15 protein-coding genes are annotated in these 17265 nt (G+C 68.9%); 3 read left to right on the forward strand and 12 right to left on the reverse strand.

The window, feature by feature from the left end:
- Positions 1 to 9: 9 nt before the first annotated feature.
- The 3 genes from AC5WJ1_RS09290 to AC5WJ1_RS09300 are packed head-to-tail and all read right to left on the reverse strand — an operon-like array spanning position 10 to position 3908.
- The gene (locus tag AC5WJ1_RS09290; RefSeq protein WP_494476041.1) at positions 10 to 1914 is read right to left on the reverse strand and encodes a dipeptide ABC transporter ATP-binding protein; all 1905 of its coding nucleotides are present in this window, start codon (positions 1912 to 1914) and stop codon (positions 10 to 12) included.
- A 51-nt stretch (positions 1915 to 1965) separates the two neighbouring features.
- Positions 1966 to 2934: an isoaspartyl peptidase/L-asparaginase family protein gene (locus AC5WJ1_RS09295; protein WP_133096351.1), complete on the reverse strand. Its 969-nt coding sequence runs from the start codon at positions 2932 to 2934 to the stop codon at positions 1966 to 1968.
- An 8-nt stretch (positions 2935 to 2942) separates the two neighbouring features.
- Complete coding sequence (locus AC5WJ1_RS09300; RefSeq protein ID WP_133096352.1) at positions 2943 to 3908, reverse strand: MurR/RpiR family transcriptional regulator; 966 nt, start codon at positions 3906 to 3908, stop codon at positions 2943 to 2945.
- Between the two features lie 305 nt (positions 3909 to 4213).
- Here AC5WJ1_RS09300 and AC5WJ1_RS09305 point away from each other — a divergent pair, with 305 nt between their 5' ends.
- A complete protein-coding gene (locus AC5WJ1_RS09305) occupies positions 4214 to 6148 on the forward strand; it encodes an ATP-binding cassette domain-containing protein (protein ID WP_494476042.1) in 1935 nt (644 codons plus the stop codon).
- Positions 6149 to 6318: 170 nt separating this feature from the next.
- Here the strand turns inward: AC5WJ1_RS09305 and AC5WJ1_RS09310 are convergent, their stop codons facing one another.
- The 3 genes from AC5WJ1_RS09310 to alr all read right to left on the reverse strand — a co-directional run bounded on the left by AC5WJ1_RS09310 (position 6319) and on the right by alr (position 9590).
- A complete protein-coding gene (locus tag AC5WJ1_RS09310) occupies positions 6319 to 6804 on the reverse strand; it encodes a disulfide bond formation protein B (RefSeq protein WP_029045809.1) in 486 nt (161 codons plus the stop codon).
- 188 nt (positions 6805 to 6992) lie between these two features.
- Positions 6993 to 8354 (reverse strand): DNA repair protein RadA, encoded by a 1362-nt coding sequence (gene radA, locus AC5WJ1_RS09315; protein WP_133096354.1) that lies wholly within the window; start codon positions 8352 to 8354, stop codon positions 6993 to 6995.
- A gap of 114 nt (positions 8355 to 8468) precedes the next feature.
- Positions 8469 to 9590 carry an alanine racemase gene (gene alr, locus AC5WJ1_RS09320; protein ID WP_133096355.1) on the reverse strand — a complete coding sequence of 374 codons (1122 nt, stop codon included), beginning with the start codon at positions 9588 to 9590 and terminating at the stop codon, positions 8469 to 8471.
- Between the two features lie 604 nt (positions 9591 to 10194).
- Between alr and lplT the strand changes: the two genes are divergently transcribed.
- Positions 10195 to 11514: a lysophospholipid transporter LplT gene (lplT, locus tag AC5WJ1_RS09325; RefSeq protein ID WP_135705403.1), complete on the forward strand. Its 1320-nt coding sequence runs from the start codon at positions 10195 to 10197 to the stop codon at positions 11512 to 11514.
- 30 nt (positions 11515 to 11544) lie between these two features.
- Here the strand turns inward: lplT and AC5WJ1_RS09330 are convergent, their stop codons facing one another.
- Genes AC5WJ1_RS09330 through tsaB form a run of 4 tightly spaced genes read right to left on the reverse strand, consistent with a single transcriptional unit; the run spans position 11545 to position 14894 of the window.
- Positions 11545 to 12693, reverse strand: coding sequence for a DUF1853 family protein (locus AC5WJ1_RS09330; protein WP_133096357.1), 1149 nt, complete (start codon positions 12691 to 12693; stop codon positions 11545 to 11547).
- Positions 12668 to 13576 carry a uracil-DNA glycosylase gene (locus AC5WJ1_RS09335; protein ID WP_135705404.1) on the reverse strand — a complete coding sequence of 303 codons (909 nt, stop codon included), beginning with the start codon at positions 13574 to 13576 and terminating at the stop codon, positions 12668 to 12670. The genes AC5WJ1_RS09330 and AC5WJ1_RS09335 overlap by 26 nt, the downstream gene beginning before the upstream one ends.
- Positions 13573 to 14139: a ribosomal protein S18-alanine N-acetyltransferase gene (gene rimI, locus AC5WJ1_RS09340; protein ID WP_133096359.1), complete on the reverse strand. Its 567-nt coding sequence runs from the start codon at positions 14137 to 14139 to the stop codon at positions 13573 to 13575. Before rimI ends, AC5WJ1_RS09335 begins: the two co-directional genes overlap by 4 nt.
- Positions 14136 to 14894 carry a tRNA (adenosine(37)-N6)-threonylcarbamoyltransferase complex dimerization subunit type 1 TsaB gene (tsaB, locus tag AC5WJ1_RS09345; RefSeq protein ID WP_167884589.1) on the reverse strand — a complete coding sequence of 253 codons (759 nt, stop codon included), beginning with the start codon at positions 14892 to 14894 and terminating at the stop codon, positions 14136 to 14138. Before tsaB ends, rimI begins: the two co-directional genes overlap by 4 nt.
- Before the next feature lie 119 nt (positions 14895 to 15013).
- On the opposite strand from tsaB, the gene AC5WJ1_RS09350 reads away from it, so the two are divergent.
- Positions 15014 to 15283 carry an acyl-CoA-binding protein gene (locus AC5WJ1_RS09350; RefSeq protein ID WP_133096360.1) on the forward strand — a complete coding sequence of 90 codons (270 nt, stop codon included), beginning with the start codon at positions 15014 to 15016 and terminating at the stop codon, positions 15281 to 15283.
- A gap of 24 nt (positions 15284 to 15307) precedes the next feature.
- Here AC5WJ1_RS09350 and AC5WJ1_RS09355 read toward each other — a convergent pair whose 3' ends face one another.
- Together AC5WJ1_RS09355 and AC5WJ1_RS09360 are read right to left on the reverse strand one after the other, a co-directional pair.
- A complete protein-coding gene (locus AC5WJ1_RS09355) occupies positions 15308 to 16789 on the reverse strand; it encodes a DHA2 family efflux MFS transporter permease subunit (protein ID WP_135705405.1) in 1482 nt (493 codons plus the stop codon).
- Positions 16786 to 17256 carry an SRPBCC family protein gene (locus AC5WJ1_RS09360; protein WP_133096362.1) on the reverse strand — a complete coding sequence of 157 codons (471 nt, stop codon included), beginning with the start codon at positions 17254 to 17256 and terminating at the stop codon, positions 16786 to 16788. Before AC5WJ1_RS09360 ends, AC5WJ1_RS09355 begins: the two co-directional genes overlap by 4 nt.
- Positions 17257 to 17265: the final 9 nt, after the last annotated feature.

Genomic DNA, 17265 nt, shown 5'->3' on the forward strand with positions numbered 1-17265 from the left:
TCCAGGACTTCAATAGGCGCCGCCGACGGCATGCCGGGCGACATAGTGGCCAAGCGCGCCGCTGCCGGCGACCTGCATCAGCGGCTGCACCACCGGCTCGTCGCCGACCGCGCGGATCGGGCTGGGAATCTCATCGTTCAGCGGCTCGCGCCGCAGGTGGCGCCGCGCCGGATCGGCGATCGGCACCGCCGACATCAGCTTGCGCGTGTACGGGTGCTGCGGGTTCTCGAAGATCGCGCGGCGCGGGCCGATCTCGACGATCTGGCCCAGGTACATCACCGCCACGCGGTGGCTGACGCGCTCGACCACCGCCATGTCGTGCGAGATAAACAGGAAGGCGATGCCCAGCTCGCGCTGCAGGTCGAGCATCAGGTTGACGATCTGCGCCTGGATCGACACGTCCAGCGCCGACACCGACTCGTCGGCCACCACCACCTTGGGGTTCAGCGCCAGCGCGCGCGCAATGCAGATGCGCTGGCGCTGGCCGCCGGAGAACTCGTGCGGATAGCGCGCCGCGTGCGACGGATCCAGCCCCACCTTGTCGAGCAGCCAGGCCACGCGCTGCTCGGCCTCCTTGCCGCTGGCCGCCTTGTGCACCAGCAGCGGCTCCATGATCGAATAGCCCACCGGCACGCGCGGATCGAGCGACGCGAACGGGTCCTGGAAGATGAACTGGATATTGCGGCGCAGCGTCTGCAGCGCCGGCCCTTCCAGCTTGCTGATGTTCTGGCCGTTGAACTCGATGGTGCCGCTCTGGCTTTCCACCAGGCGCAGCAGCGAACGCCCCGTGGTGGACTTGCCGCAGCCGGACTCGCCCACCAGTGCCAGCGTTTCGCCGGGGTAGAGATCGAAGCTGACCTTCTCCACCGCATGCACGCGGCGCGTGACACGGCCGAACAGGCCGCCGGGCACGTCGAAACGCGTGACCAGGTCCTGCACGCGCAGGATCGGCGCGATGCCGGGCTTGACCGTGTCCTGCGGCGCGGCCTGCTCCGCCCTGGCGCTGTCCAGCCGCAGCAGCGGGAACTTGGCCGGGAGGTCGGTGCCGCTCATGGCGCCCAGGCGCGGCACGGCCGACAGCAGTGCGCGCGTGTACGGATGCGCCGGCGCGCGGAACACGTCGTCGGAACTTCCCTCTTCCACCTTCTCGCCGCGGTACATCACCAGCACGCGATCGGCCACCTCGGCCACCACACCCATGTCGTGGGTGATGAAGACCACGCCCATGTGCATCTCGGCCTGCAGGCTGCGCACCAGTTGCAGGATCTCGGCCTGGATGGTCACGTCCAGCGCGGTAGTGGGCTCGTCGGCGATCAGCAGCGCCGGCTTGCATGACAGCGCCATCGCGATCATCACGCGCTGGCGCATGCCGCCGGAGAGCTGGTGCGGATAGCGCTCCAGCACGCGGCGCGCCTCGGGGATGCGCACCAGTTCCAGCATGCGCAGCGCTTCGGCGCGCGCCGCGGCGCGGCTCTTGCCCTGGTGCAGCCGGATCGATTCGGCGATCTGCTCGCCCACCGGGAACACCGGGTTGAGCGAGGTCATCGGCTCCTGGAAGATCATCGCCACGTCGGCGCCGCGCACGCTGCGCAGGGTCGCGTTATCCGCGCGCGCCAGGTCGATCACCTCGCCGCCGCGCCGGCGCAGCAGCATGCTGCCGCTGGCGATCTTGCCGCCGCCATGCTCGACCAGCCGCATCAGCGCCAGCGACGTGACCGACTTGCCCGAGCCCGACTCGCCCACGACCGCCAGCGTCTCGCCGCGGTCGACATGGAACGACAGGTTGCGCACGGCCTCGACGGTACGTTCGGACGTGGCAAAGCGCACGCTCAGGCCGTCGACCGAGACGACGCGCTCGGGCGGCAGGATGATGCCGGAGGCGGAAGCGCGCGATTGCGCAGGGGTAGTGGCCACTAGGTACTCCTTGTTTGCTGCGAGTGCTGAGACTTGCCGGTGCGGCGCGGGTCAGCCGTAGATCGAGACGCTGACGGCCTCGCCCACGCGGGCAAAGCCGCGGTACATGCCTTCGGTGTTGAACGGCAGCGTGACGTTGCCGTCGCGGTCTACCGCAATCAGGCCGCCGCGGCCTTCGATGGCGACCAGCTTTTCCATCACCACGCGCCGTGCCGATTCCTCCAGCGGCAGGCCGGCATAGCGCATCTGCGCCGAGACATCGTGAGCGGCCACGGTGCGGATAAACATCTCGCCGGTGCCGGTGGCCGACACCGCCACCACGTCGTCGGCATAGCAGCCCGCACCGATCACGGGGGTATCGCCGACGCGCCCCACCCGCTTGTTGGTCACGCCGCCGGTGGAAGTTGCCGCGGCGAGGTTGCCACGGCTGTCGCATGCCACCGCGCCGACGGTGCCGAACTTGCTGTCGGGGTCGATCGGGTCGGCCGGGTTGTTGCGTGCCGCCAGTGCGGCGGCATCATGGTCGAGCAGCGCCATGCCGGCGGTACCGCGGGCGCGCTGCCATTGCTCATGGCGTGCCTGCGTGAAGTAGTAGTCCTGCTCCACCAGCTCCAGCCCCTGGGCGGCGGCGAATTCTTCGGCGCCTGTGCCGGCAAACAGCACATGCTCGCTGTGGTCGAGCACCGCGCGCGCCGCCAGCACCGGATTGCGCAGCCGCGTGACGCAGGCGACCGCGCCGGCATCGCGGGTGGCGCCGTCCATCACGGCCGCGTCGAGTTCATAGGTGCCGGCGTGGGTCAGCACGGCGCCCTTGCCCGCGTTGAACAGCGGACATTCCTCCAGCAGGCGCACGGCTTCGGTCACCGCGTCGAGCGCGCTGCCGCCGTTGGCCAGGATGCGCTGGCCGGCCCGCAGCACGTGTTCCAGCGCTTCCGTGTATTCGCGTTCGCGCGCGGGATCCATCGCCTCGCGGGTGATGGTGCCGGCGCCGCCGTGGATGGCAATGACTGCTTGTTGCATGGGATAGCTCAGGGCTTCTTGAGGTTGGAGGCGCGGCGGCGCGTGGTGCCCGCCGCCTGCTCTTCGGTAGCCTGCGGCTCGGCTGGCCCGGCACGGCCGGCGCGGTCCGCGCCTGGCGCGCCATAGAGCCACGGCAGCAGGAATTCGGTCATTTCGGCGGCGGCCTTGACCGGCCGCTCGGCGCGATGCGCGACCGCGCCGCACAGCGCTTCGATCAGCGCCAGCACGGTCGCGTCGGAGTTGGCCGAGAGCCGGTTGGCGGCCTGCGCGTACAGCGCGATATCGGCCAGCGGCGCCAGCGGCGAGGTCGGCCCGTCGGTCAGCGCCAGCACCCGGCCGCCGTGCGCCTTGACGCGCTCCGCCAGTTCGATGCTGTCGGTCACATAGCGCGGGAAGGCAATCACGATCAGCAGGTCGCTCGGCTGCAGCTTGAACAGCTGGCGCGCCGCGTGCGAGGCGCCGCCGGCGCCGGCGACCGAGGTCACCATGCGGCAATGCATTTCCAGCCCGTGCTGCAGCAGGCCGGCCAGGAAGCCGCTGGCGCCGAAGCCCGCCACGTAGACGCGCTGCGCACCCAGGATCGCCGCGACCGCGCGCTCGCACGCCTGCGCGTCGATGCCGCGCCGGGTGGCTTCGGCATTGGCGGCCGCATCCTCGAGCGAGGCGGCGAACACTTCGGCCACGGTGGCGGGCCGCTCCAGTTCGCTGCGCAGCCGCTCGACCGGCGCCAGCGTGGCCTCAAAGCCGCGCACCAGCTCGGTACGGAATTGCGGATAGCCGTCGAAGCCCAGCGCCCGCGCGAAGCGGTTGGCGGTGGCCACCGACACGTCCACCGCCGCGGCAAACTCGTCGATGCGCATCGTGGCCGCGCGGAACAGGTTGGCCAGCACGTATTCCGCCATGCGGCGGTGCGCCGGCGTCAGCGTGGGCAGGCTGCGCGCGATGCGGTCGGAGATCGAATGGCCTTGGGTCATGTCGGGTCGGGACGGCATGCGCATGGGCGACGCTGCCGGTTACATCCTGAAAAACGAATGAAAATGAATTTACACGCAACCCACCCACAAAGAAAATAGAGTTTTCGCAGTTCGAGGGTAATCCCTAGGACCCGCCGCCATGCGGGGCACCGGGGCGGTGCGCAATGCCCTGGCATTTCTGGTGTTTCGCCATTCGCGGGCATGCCCCGCACTGGAAACGCTACAATGCCGGCCAGCGCCGCCAACCCGCCTTGGCCGGCTTTTCCGCGTAGTTGCCAGTACCCCGTTCAGAAGTTTCCCCGCACGTGATCCGAATCGACCAGCTTGTCCTCCAGCGCGGCACCAAGGTGCTGTTCGACCACACCAGCGTGACGCTCAACCCGGGCGAGCGCGTGGGCCTAGTCGGCGCCAACGGCAGCGGCAAGTCGACGCTGTTCGCGCTGCTGCGCGGCGAATTGCATCCGGACGGCGGGGATGTCAGCGTGCCGGCCCAATGGCGCGTGGCGCATGTGGCGCAGGAAACGCCGGCGGTCAGCCGCAGCGCGGTCGAGTACGTGATCGACGGCGACACCCGGCTGCGCGAGATCGAAGCCGCCATCACGGCCGCGCAGGCCAGCGGCGACGGCACCGCCGAAGGCGAAGCCCACGCCGCTTATGCCGACGCCGACGGCTACACCGCCGCCGCGCGCGCCGAGGCGCTGCTGCTCGGCCTCGGCTTTACGCTGCCCCAGGTCACGCAGCCGGTATCGTCGTTCTCCGGCGGCTGGCGCATGCGCCTGAACCTGGCGCAGGCGCTGATGTGCCCCTCCGACCTGCTGCTGCTCGACGAGCCGACCAACCACCTGGACCTGGACGCCATCGTCTGGCTGGAAGACTGGCTGGCGCGCTACCCGGGCACGCTGGTGATGATTTCGCACGACCGCGAATTCCTCGATGCGATCTGCAACGTCACCGTGCATATCGAGAACCAGCAGGTGCGCCGCTACGGCGGCAACTACACGCTGTTCGAGACCCTGCGGCTGCAGCAGATGGCGCAGCAACAGTCCGCCTATGTGCGCCAGCAGAAGGAAATCGCGCACCTGGAGTCGTTCATTACGCGTTTCAAGGCCAAGGCGACCAAGGCGCGCCAGGCGCAGAGCCGCGTCAAGGCGCTGGAGAAGATGGAGCGGCTCGCGCCGGTGCACGTCGCCGCCGGCTTTGCCTTTGAATTCCGCGAGCCCGACGCCGCGCCCAATCCGATGATGGTGCTCGACGGCGTCGATTGCGGCTACGCCGAGGCCGAGCCGCCGGTCACCATCCTGCACAACCTGGCGCTGTCGATCCAGAACGGCCAGCGCATCGGCCTGCTGGGCGCCAACGGCCAGGGCAAGTCGACGCTGGTCAAGACGCTGGCCGGCACGCAGGATCCGCTGACCGGCACGCTGCGCCTGGGCAAGGGCCTGCAGATCGGCTACTTCGCCCAGCACCAGCTCGAGACGCTGCGCGACCACGACTCGCCGCTGCAGCACCTCGCGCGGCTCGCGCCCGACGTGCGCGAGCAGGAGCTGCGCGACTTCCTCGGCAGCTTCAATTTCCGCGGCGACATGGCCACCTCGCCGATCGAGCCTTTCTCCGGCGGCGAAAAGGCGCGGCTGGCGCTGTCGCTGATCGTCTGGCAGAAGCCCAACCTGCTGCTGCTCGACGAACCGACCAACCACCTCGACCTCGATACCCGCGAGGCGTTGACCATGGCGCTGGCGCAGTTCGAAGGCACGCTGATCCTGGTCTCGCACGACCGCCACCTGCTGCGCGCCACCGCCGACCAGTTCATGCTGGTTGCCGACGGCACCATCAAGCCTTTCGACGGCGACCTGGACGACTACCGCGACTGGCTGCTGCAGCAGGCCGCCGCCAAGCGCAACGCCGCCGCGGCCGCGCACCTGGCAGAGAATGGCGGCGATGGCGCCGCCACGATCAACCGCAAGGACCAGCGCCGCGCCGAGGCCGACGAGCGCCAGCGCCTGTCGGCGCTGCGCAAGCCGCTGACGAAGGAGCTGGAGAAGGTCGAGAAGCGGATGGCAGTGCTGCAAACCGCCAAGGAGGAGATCGACCGATTCATGGCCGATGAATCGAGCTATGCCGAAGCCAGCAAGGCGAAGCTGATGGAGATGCTGAAGCGCCAGGGCGAGGTCAATGGCGAGCTGGAGACGCTGGAAGAGAAGTGGCTGGAGTTACAGGAGCAAATCGAGCAGATTGCGTGAGGAGCCCCTCAACGCCAACAGCGCCTGCATAGCCTTACACCCCTTGCGGACGCTGCCCTCTCCCGCGAAGTGGGAGAGGGCAGCAAACCCGCTGGACTTCAACCTTCCCGCAGTAAAAAAACGGCGCCTTAGCGCAGCGCCTTAGGCCGGTTTTTGTTTGCCCTTACCACTCAACGGAAATTCTTCTCCCGCCGGATCAACCCCACCGCCAGCGTCAGCGTCAGGATAAACAGCCAGATCAGCGACCACGCCGGCACCGACAGGCCCAGCACCGGCGGCAGCGGCGCCGCGCACAGGCCATCGGCGTAGAACACCTGCGGCAGCACCTTGGCGGTCGGCAGCGCGTTGACCCAGTTCTCCAGCGGATCGATGCCGCAGGTCGCCTTCGGGTTGAGCAACAGCGACACGTGATACACCGCCACGGCAATGCCGGCGATGCCGGACAGCATGCCCAGGCCCTGCCACAAAGAGCGCGTGTTCTGCGCCACCACGGCGAGCAGCGAGAAGATGCCGATGCCGATAAACGCAAAGCGCTGCATCACGCAAAGCGGACAGGGCTGGTAGCCCTTTTCAAACTGCAGGTAGAGCGCAACGCCGACCAGGCCGAAGGAAACCAGGGCGATCAGCAGGAAATAGGCGCGGGAATTGGCTTGCATAGCGGTGATAAATGGTGATCCGTGGTGATCCGGGGTGATCCGGCAAACGGGTGCCGTCAGGTGTGTTTAGTTCGGGGGCGCGGCATTGCTGCGCATTATTACCGATTTTTCCGCCCCCGCCTTGGACGCCACATCGGCTGCGCAACGCCTGCGCGAGTTTCCATAAGCAAGCCGCCGGCGCCCATGCCTCAGTCCAGGTGGCGCACCCGGTCGATTGCCTGCTCGATGCGCTCCACCGCGATCACTTCCAGGCCGTCGATCTTCTGCTTGGGCGCATTGGCCTTGGGGATCACGGCCAGCGTGAACCCCAGCTTGGCCGCTTCCTTCAGCCGTTCCTGGCCGCGCGGGCTGGGCCGGATTTCGCCGGCCAGGCCGACTTCGCCAAAGACCACCAGCCCGCGCGGCAGCGGCTTGTTGCGCATCGACGAATGGATCGACAGCAGCACCGCCAGGTCGGCGGCCGGCTCGGTGATCTTGACCCCGCCTACCGCGTTTAGGAACACATCCTGGTCGAAGCAGGCAATGCCCGCATGCCGGTGCAGCACCGCCAGCAGCAGCGCCAGCCGGTTCTGCTCCAGGCCCACCGCCAGCCGGCGCGGGTTGGGCACGTGGGCGGTGTCGACCAGCGCCTGGATCTCCACCAGCAGCGGGCGCGTGCCTTCCTGCGTCACCAGCACGCACGAGCCGGGCACGGTCTCTTCATGCTGCGACAGGAACAGCGCCGAGGGGTTGCTGATGCCACGCAGCCCGCGCTCGGTCATGGCGAACACGCCCAGCTCGTTGACCGCGCCGAAGCGGTTCTTGAAGGCGCGGATCAGCCGGTGCGAAGAATGCGTATCGCCCTCGAAGTACAGCACCGTGTCGACGATATGCTCCAGCACGCGCGGCCCGGCCAGGCTGCCTTCCTTGGTGACGTGGCCGACCAGGATGATGGTGATGCCGCTGCTCTTGGCGATGCGCGTGAGCTGCGCCGCGCACTCGCGCACCTGCGCGACCGAGCCCGGCGCCGACGTCAGCGCCTCCGAGTACAGCGTCTGGATCGAGTCGATCACCGCCACTTCCGGCTTCTCGGCTTCGAGCGTGGCCTGGATCTTCTCTAGCTGGATTTCGGCGAGCAGCCCCAGCGCCGGGCTTTCCACGCCCAGCCGCTGCGCGCGCAGGGCGATCTGCGCGCCCGATTCCTCGCCGCTGACATAGAGCACGCGGCGCTGCCCGGCCAGGTTGGCCAGCGCCTGCAGCAGCAGCGTGGACTTGCCGATACCGGGATCGCCGCCGATCAGCACCACGCCGCCCGCCACCAGTCCGCCGCCCAGCACGCGGTCGAACTCGTCGATGCCGCTGGAGAAGCGCGGCACGTCCGCGGCCTCGATCTCGGACAGCTTGCGCACCATGGCCGATGCCGCCAGCGGCTGGAAGCGCTTGGACGCGGCCGTCTCGGCCACCGTTTCCACCAGCGTGTTCCATTGCTGGCAATGCGGGCACTGGCCGGCCCAGCGCGGCGCGGTGCCGCCGCATTCGGTACAGGTGTAGACGGTCTTGGTCTTGGCCAACGGAAAATCCTTGCGGGAAAGAACAGGCCGGGCGCAGAAGTGGCCCGGCCCTCACACTAGCCGGCGGCAGGCGCTGCCGCCAGCTCTCGTTTGCAACCTCTCGTTTGCAACCTTCTACACCACGGCCGGCGCGGCGCTGTCGGATGCCGTGATGGTTGCCACCGTGGTCGGCACGCGCGGCGCCAGCGCGCACATCAGCTCGTAGCCGACCGTGCCGCTGGCCTGTGCCACCTCGTCGATCGGCAGGCCCTGGCCCCACAGCGTCACCGGGCTGCCGACCCGCGCCTTCGGGCACGGCGTCAGGTCCACGCACAGCATGTCCATCGAGACACGGCCGACCAGTTCCGTACGCACGCCGTCGACCAGCACCGGCGCGCGCTGCGCGCCCCAGCCGGAGGCATGGCGCGGGTAGCCGTCGGCATAGCCGCAGGCGACCACGCCGATGCGCATCGGGCGGTCGGCGGTAAACAAGGAGCCATAACCCACCGTCTCGCCCGGCTGCAGGTCCTGCACCGAGATCAGCTCGCTGTGCAGCGACATGGCCGGCTGCAGGCCGGTGCCGGCGATATCGGCATCGCGGCCGGTCGGCGAGGCGCCGTACAGGATAATGCCGGGACGCACCCAGGCCCGGTGCGCCTGCGGATGCCACAGCACCGCGGCCGAGTTCGACAGGCTCGCCTCGCCCGGCAGGTTGGCGGTGGCGGCGTCGAAGGCCTCGACCTGGTGGGCGATGCCTCGGGGACTATCCGCATCGGAAAAATGCGTCATATGGACGATACTGCCTACGCAGGGCATGGCGCGGGCGCGCTCCCAGGCGGCGCGATACTGGGCTGGATGGAAGCCGAGCCGGTTCATGCCGGTGTTCAGCTTGAGCTGGATCGCCAGCGGGCCCCTGGGGCGCGCGCTTTCCAGCATGCGCAGCTGTTCGTCGCAGTGGATCGCGGTGGTCAGGCGGTATTGCTCGATCAGGGCGATGTCCTGCGGCTGGAAAAAGCCCTCCAGCAGCAAAATGGGGCCCTGCCAGCCCAGGTCGCGCAGCAGCACGGCTTCATTCAGGTCCAGCAGGCCAAAGCCGTCGGCGCCGCGCAGCGCGGCAAAGACGCGGCGGATGCCGTGGCCGTAGGCATTGGCCTTGACGACGGCCCAGATGCGCGAAGCGGGGGCGCTGCGGCGGACGACGTCGAGGTTGTTGGCCAGGGCGGGTTGGTGGATGACGGCGTGGATGGGTCTTGGCATGGAGTCACATCTCGGGAATCAGGCAGTGCGGGCAGCGCGGTGGCGCATCGCTCACGTCACTGCGGGGACTGGAAGGACGGCTCTGTCTCAGCTTTAATGGCGCGAGGGTCACCTGTCAGTGGGCGACGGCACGTAGATGCGAAGTGCTTCATATTGCGGGCATGTCGCGCTAAGGTGAGCGGCCATGGGAAATTTGCGTTTGCCTGGTCACGTGGGCGTCCGGCTGCGATATTGTCTTGCCGCTGCACCAGTCAGCGGTACACCCGTCGTCTGGCCGGGATCGCAGCCGTTATTTGAACACATCCGGGAGCCGCTGCCGGGGGTCATTGGGGAATCGGCGCGGCAATTTGCAGTCAAAAAGGCACCTTGCCGGGGTTCGGGAATGTCATGTTTTCGTGATATAAAGCCGGACGCTCCGGCCATGTTCTAAAAGCGAAGCATTATGTCAATGACTGTCAGGCAAACCGCACGGCGCCGCAGCGCAGTGCAACAAAGACAATTCGACACGGCCGCGGCGCAAGGTTCCCTGCAAACCATAGCCTCCCCAGCCGGTGCCGCCCTGACCGGCGTGACGGAAGTCCGCGATGGAGACAAAGTCGAAAGCATGAAGAAGGGTTTTTACACCATCATGGCCGCGCAATTTTTTTCGTCGCTGGCCGACAATGCGTTGCTGATCGCCGCCATCGCCCTTCTCACCGAATTGCATTCACCGCAGTGGATGACCCCGCTGCTCAAGCTGTTCTTCGTTCTCTCCTACGTCATCCTCGCCGCCTTCGTCGGCGCCTTTGCCGACTCGATGCCCAAGGGGCGGGTGATGCTCATCACCAATGCCATCAAGGTGGTCGGCTGCGCGATCATGATGTTCGGCTTCCACCCGCTGCTCGCCTACGGCGTGGTGGGCTTCGGCGCGGCGGCCTATTCCCCGGCCAAGTACGGCATCCTGACCGAGCTGCTGCCGCCGGAGAAACTGGTGCTGGCCAACGGCTGGATCGAGGGGCTGACCGTGGGCTCGATCATCCTGGGCACCGTGGTGGGGGGCGCGCTGATTTCCGTGCATGTGTCGGACATCCTGATGCGGCTCGACCTGCCCTTCATCGACACCGGCATCGACACGCCGGCCGAGGCCGCGATGGTCGTGATCATGCTGTTCTACGTGATCGCGTCGGTGTTCAACCTGTTCATTCCCGATACCGGCGCCCGCTATCCGCAGCAGGAAAAGAACCCGATCAAGCTGATCGCCGAATTCGGCGACTGCTTCCTGGCGCTGTGGCGCGACAAGCTGGGCCAGATCTCGCTGGCGGTTACGACCCTGTTCTGGGGCGTGGGCGCGACGCTGCAGTTCATCGTGCTGAAGTGGGCGGAGAAGTCGCTGGGCCTGAACCTGTCGCAGGGCGCACTGCTGCAGGCGGTAGTGGCCGTCGGCGTGGCCGTGGGCGCAATCGCCGCCGCCGCGCGCATTCCGCTACGCAAGTCGCTGTCGGTGCTGCCGTTCGGTGTGGCGATGGGCGCGACCGTGATGATCATGGCTTTCTACACCAAGGACGCCATGCCCCAGGTGACGCTGAGCATCCTGGGCATGAACATGCCGCTGTACATGGCCATCGCCTACGTGTTCCTGATGCTGGTGGGCGCGATGTCGGGCTACTTCGTGGTGCCGATGAACGCGCTGCTGCAGCATCGCGGCCACGTGCTGCTGTCGGCGGGCCACTCGATCGCGGTGCAGAACTTCAATGAGAATGTATCGGTGCTGCTGATGCTGTGCCTGTACGCGCTGCTGATCAAGCTGAACGTGCCGATCGGCGTGGTCATCATCGCGCTGGGCCTGTTCATCTGCGTGACCATGATGCTGGTGATCAAGCTGCACAAGTACAACATGCGCGCCTTCAACTCGCTGGCGATGATCGGCGAGGACAAGCACCACTGACCTCCTGACCTCCCCAGGCCGGCGCCCCGTTCAGGGTCCGTCGGCCAGCGCCTGCGCGCCCTGCCGGGTCGGCTCCGCCGCCCGCGCCATGGCGCGCGCCTCCCATCCCGGCGGCACCACGAACCCGCGCGAGCATTCGCGCCACCAGCCGTGGCCGGCCAGCTCCAGCTCGCACAGCATCACCGGCGCTTCGCGGCGCCAGCCGTGGTCGTGGCGCGGGTCGGCAAAGCGCTGCGCCAGCGTGGCGTACAGGGCGTCGACCTCCTCCGTGCCGCTGGCAGGCACCAGCGCCCCCGACAACCATTCCGAACGTGGCAGCCGGCACCAGCGCAGGCCCGGCCGCGCCGCCGCGCGCGCACGCCAGCCGTCGAGCGTCGACCACCAGCCTTGCAGGTGGTCCGGCGCGATGCCCAGCTGGTCGAGTCCCGCCGGCACTTGCCCGTCCGGGTAGAACAGCCAGCCCAGCAGGTAGACTTCGCTGCGGTCGACCACATGGCCGAGCAGCGCGCGCGCTTCCGGCGTGCGCCCGAGCGGCAGCTGGCGCCCGACTACATGCCCGAGCTTGTCGCCGAGCCGGTCGACCATGTTGGGCCCGACGAAATCGAGCAGGGTCGGCGCCGCCACGGCGCCTGCCATCAGGTAGAACTTGGCGGCCATTTCCCAATGGACCACGTCGCCGGAGGCCTGCTCGCGCCAGACGAAGTCCAGCTCGCCCAGCGTGCGGATGCCATGCGCACCGGCGCGCCGTACCGGGACGTTGGCCGCCAGCAGCGTCAGCCCCTCCATCCGGCGCAGCGCGAAATGCAGCAGCCGTTCGGCATGGCGCCCCAGCCGCAGGCTGCGGCTGGCGGGATCCTGCGGCTGCAGCGCGGCGGCGGAGCCGGGAGCGGGATCGGAAGGAAAGGCGGCATGGCCGGCGGCCAGTTCGTCGATGGTGGCCGGCAGCGCCGCCGGGTCGGCGGCTTCCAGCCAGTGCCGCCACGCCGCCAGCGTACCGGCGGGCCAGCGCGCCGCAGCGGCGCCCGCTACCGCGGACAGCAGCGGCGGCGACAGCGTGGTCCAGGCCAGGTCGCGCGTGCGCGGCGACAAGGCGCGGCGCCACAGCGGCGGCTCCGGCGGCAGGTTGCCGTCGCCGCCGCGATGCAGCGAGAGGTCAGGCCCCAGCTCCCGCACGGTCATGTACCTCGCGGGCCAGGCACAGGTCTTCCCATGCGCGCGCCTTGTCGGTCAGCGTGCGCAGCAGGTAGGCCGGGTGGTAAGTCACCACCACGGGGATGCCTTCATAGGTATGCACGGTGCCGCGCAGCTTGCCGATCGGCGTGGTGGTGCGCAGCAGCGACTGCGCGGCGAAGCGGCCCAGCACCACGATCACCTTCGGGCGAACCAGCGCGATCTGCCGGCGCAGGAAGGGCTCGCACTGCGCCACCTCGGCCGGCTCGGGGTTGCGGTTGCCCGGCGGGCGGCACTTGAGCACGTTGGCGATAAAGACGTTGCGCCCGCGCGCCAGGCCGAGCGCGCCCAGCATATTGTCGAGCAGCTTGCCGGCCTGGCCGACGAAAGGCTCGCCCTGCAGGTCTTCGTTCTCGCCCGGGGCCTCGCCTACCAGCATCCATTCCGCCTGCCGGTCGCCGACGCCGAAGACGGTATTGGTGCGGGTCTGGCACAGTCCGCAAGCGGTGCAGCCGGCCACGGCGGCATCCAGCGCGGGCCATGCCATGGCGGCGATGGCAGCCTCGCGCGCGGCCTGCGCCGAGTCGGGCTCGGGGCCGGCCGGTACCAGCGAGGGCTCGGCTGGCGCACGCGAGACAGGCGCCGCCACGGGGACGGCAGGCACCACCGGGGTAGCCATTTCGAGCGCAGGCGCGGCTTCCACGAGGGGCGCAACGGCCGGCGCGGCCACCGTGACAGGCTCGGCAATGGCCTCGGCAATGGCCTCGGCAACGGGCACGGCAAGCGCAACGGCTTCGGACACCACGACCGCCTGCGGCGCGTCAGCGCGTGCCCGCGGCAGCCATTCGGCCGTGATGCCCAATGCCTCGAGGAAACGCGCGCGGCGGCTCATGCGCGGCCCTCCCCGCCTTCCCTGGACTTCCCGGCCACCTTGTCAGGCCAGCTCCGGCGCAGCACCAGCGCGTCTTCGCGGTTCCGGCCCACCGCCGGGTAATAGCCTTTGCGGCGGCCGATCTCGGCAAACCCGGCGGCCTGGTACAGCGCGATCGCGCCGGCATTGGACGGGCGCACCTCCAGCAGCATGGTATGGATGCGATGCGCGTGCGAGGTCGCCAGCACGATCGACAGCATCAGCCGCCCCAGCCCCTGGCGCTGGCGCGGCGGGTCGACGGTGATATTGAGCAGGTGCATCTCGTCGACCACCGGCATCAGCACTGCATAGGCCACCAGCGTGCCGGCGGGATCGCGCAGCGTCAGGCCGAGATGCCCGGCCTTGACCGAGTTCTCGAAATTGCCGCGCGTCCACGGATGGCTGTAGGCGCGCGCCTCGATCCCGGCCACCGCCTCCAGGTCGAGCGCGCTCATCCGGCCCAGCGCAAAGCCCGGCGGCAGCGGCGGCATGGCGGGCACGGCCGGCCAGTCGGCACGCTCTTCCAGCGGGTAGGCGGCGCTCACGATGCACTCCCGGCCGTGGCCGCGGCGCGCGCGGCGGCGGCGGCTTCGCGTTCGGCGACGGTTCGCGCGACCTTGTCGCGCAGGTAGATCGGCATGGCACGGTCGGCGTCGATGGCCTCGCCGCGCGCCAGCGCGCGCAGTGCGATGGCGACCATCGGCTGCGCATGGGGCATCGCCTCCGGCAGCACGCGCTGCGCGCGCGCCAGGCCGGCGAGGCGTTCGCCGAAGACCGTGGCGGCATTGCCCGCCAGCCAGAATTCGCCACCGGGCAGCTGCACGGTTTCCGGCGCGCTTACCAGCATCGGCGTGCGCTCCACCCACTCCTGCGCGGCGGCATCCCAGCCGAAGGCGCCGGCATAGGCCTCGTCCATGCGTGCGTCAAGCGCGACCAGCACCGAGATATCCGCGGGCAGCGCCGGCTCGGCGGCGCGCACGCGCTCGGCGCAAGCCAGCAAGGTATTGACCGGCACCACCGGCAGGCCGGCACCGAAGGCCAGTCCCTGCGCCACGCCACACGCGGTACGCAGGCCGGTAAACGAGCCGGGACCGGCGCCGAAGGCGATCGCGGCGCAATCGGCCAGTGCGATGCCGGCCTCGGCCAGCAGCTCGCCGGCGGCGGGCAGCACGCGCGCGGAGGAGCGTGCGCCGGTGTGCTCATGGCGCACCAGGCACTCAATGCCGGCGCCGGCCACGGCACGTCCGAGCGCGACCGAGCACCACTCCGTAGAAGTTTCAACAGCAAGAATCCAGGACATGGCGCGATTGTAGCCGCTGGCGCCCGGAACCGAGGGCTTCTTCGGTTTTAGACGCGCGGTCTGGCGCACCGGCGCGGCTATCATCGGCAGCACTTTCACAAACTCCCACGGAGAAACCCATGAGCGACCTGCAGGCACGCTTCGACCAGTCCCAGATCGACGTCAAGCAACTGAGCGAGCGCCCCAGCAACATGACCCTGCTGCGCCTGTACGCCCTGTTCAAGCAAGGCAGCGAAGGCGACGCGCACGGCGACAAGCCGGGCATGACCGACTTTGTCGGCCGCTACAAGTTCGAAGCCTGGGAAGCGCTGCGCGGCACCGCGCGCGAGCAGGCGATGGAGCAGTACATCGCGCTGGTGGAAGAACTGCGCAGCGGCGCGGCCAGCTAAGCCCTGCCACGCCAGCCGGCGGCCTCAGCCCGCCGGCAGCGGCCTTGGCCGGATACGCCAGGCCGCGAAGATCGCACTGGCGATCACCACCCCGACCGCCAGGAAAGTCTCATCGAAGGCGCGGATGCGCGCCGCCTGCAGCGCGGCGTCGCCCGCCTGGTCCAGCACCGCGCCGTGCTGCGTCAGCCGCCACTGCAGCCCCACGCCGGCAAGGCTCACGCCGATCGCGCCGCCCAGCTGACGGATAAAGTTGATGCAGCTCGACCCCTGCGCGATCAGCGAGAAATCCACGCCCCGCATCGATCCCAGCGTCAGCGACGGCAAGATGCAGCCGAGCCCGATCCGCCCCAGCACCGCCAGCGCGACCAGCAGCAGATACGGCGTAGAAGGCGACCCCAGCGCCATCAGCAGGAACGACAGCGCCAGCAGCGCCAGCCCGAACGATACCTGGACATGCGGCGAGATCCGGTGCGTGAAGCGGCCCGCCACGGCGATGGTCAGCGCCAGCATCACGCCCGCCGGCAGCAGCACCAGGCCCGCGCGCGAGGGCGTGTACTCCAGCGCCATCTGCATGTAGACCGGCAGCAGGTAGGTCGAGCCGAACAGGCCCGCACCGTAGATAAATGCCACCACCGCGCCCGCCGCGAACTGCCGGTAGCTGTACAGCCGCATGTTCATTAGCGGATGGGGCGCGCGCAGCTGCCACAGCACGAACGCCGCCAGCATCAGCACGCCGAAGCCGGCCAGCGCCATGCCCGCGGCCACGCTTTCGCGCATTTCGACCACGCCGTTGAGCAGGCTCACGGTCGCCACGCCGGCCAGCGCCAGGCCGCGCCAGTCCAGCGGCTCGCGCTCGCCCATCATGATCGAATCCACCGCCATGAAGCGCCGCGCCATCGCCGCGCCGAGCAGCGTCAGCGGCACCACCACGAAGAAGATCGAGCGCCAGCCGAACGCCTCGACCAGGAAGCCGCCCAGGCTCGGCCCCAGCGCCGGCGCCAGCACCACGCCGAAGCCGAACATGCTGATGGCCTTGCCCTGCTCGCGCTCCTCGAACACACGCAGGATCAGGATATTGGGCAGCGGCTGCATGATGCCGGCGGCGGCGCCTTCGGCCACGCGCATGGCGATCATCACGCCGTAGGTCGGCGAGAACCCGCCGAACAGTCCGCCCGCGCCCAGCAGCAGCAGCGACCCCAGGAAGGTGCGGCGCAGCCCGTAGCGGTTGAGCAGCCACGGCGTCAGCAGCATCGACAGCGTCATCGCGATCATGAAGCTGGCCGCGACCCATTGCGCGCGCTCCTGCCCCAGCACGAAGTGCCGGCTCAGGTCGGGGATGGCAACGTTGATGATGGTGGACGAGACGATCGACGAGACCGTGCCCAGCATCAGTGTCATCAGCACCAGCCAGCGCAGGCGGTCGCCATAGCGCTCACGCAGCGCCGCCCGGGTCGGCCCGCCCGGCTGCTTGCCGGACGTCTCCGGCGCGACGGGGCCCTCGCTCACCCCAGCCGCCCGGTGTCGGCGATCTCGCGGATCTTGCGGACGGTGTCGAGGTCGGCCTCGTGATAGGCGGACTTGACGATCTCGGCGTAGCGGTCGTCGCCGCTGGCATCGACGGCCGGCATGGTGGTGTCGTAGGTGAAGCGCAGCAGCAGCGCGCCCGGGCCGGGGGTCTCGATCACCATGGTCAGCGTGCCCCCGGCGTGCTCGGCAGTGGCTGCGGTTTCGTAGCGCACCTGGCGGCGCGGCTCGAACACGACGCGGTCATGGATGGACGCCTCGCCGAAATGCAGCACGCGGTCGATCCAGTTGTCGCCGCGCGCCACCACTTCGGCACTGTCCAGGCCCAGCACGAACAGTTCGGGAGACTCGGCGCGCAACACCAGGCCTTGCCAAAGCTGGTCGGGTGTCAGCGGATCCAGCTGGGGGTTGCCGGGATCATTGATTTCCACCAAGTGCTCGAAACGCAACTTCTCTCT

The organism is Cupriavidus sp. MEYA8 (assembly GCF_059278825.1).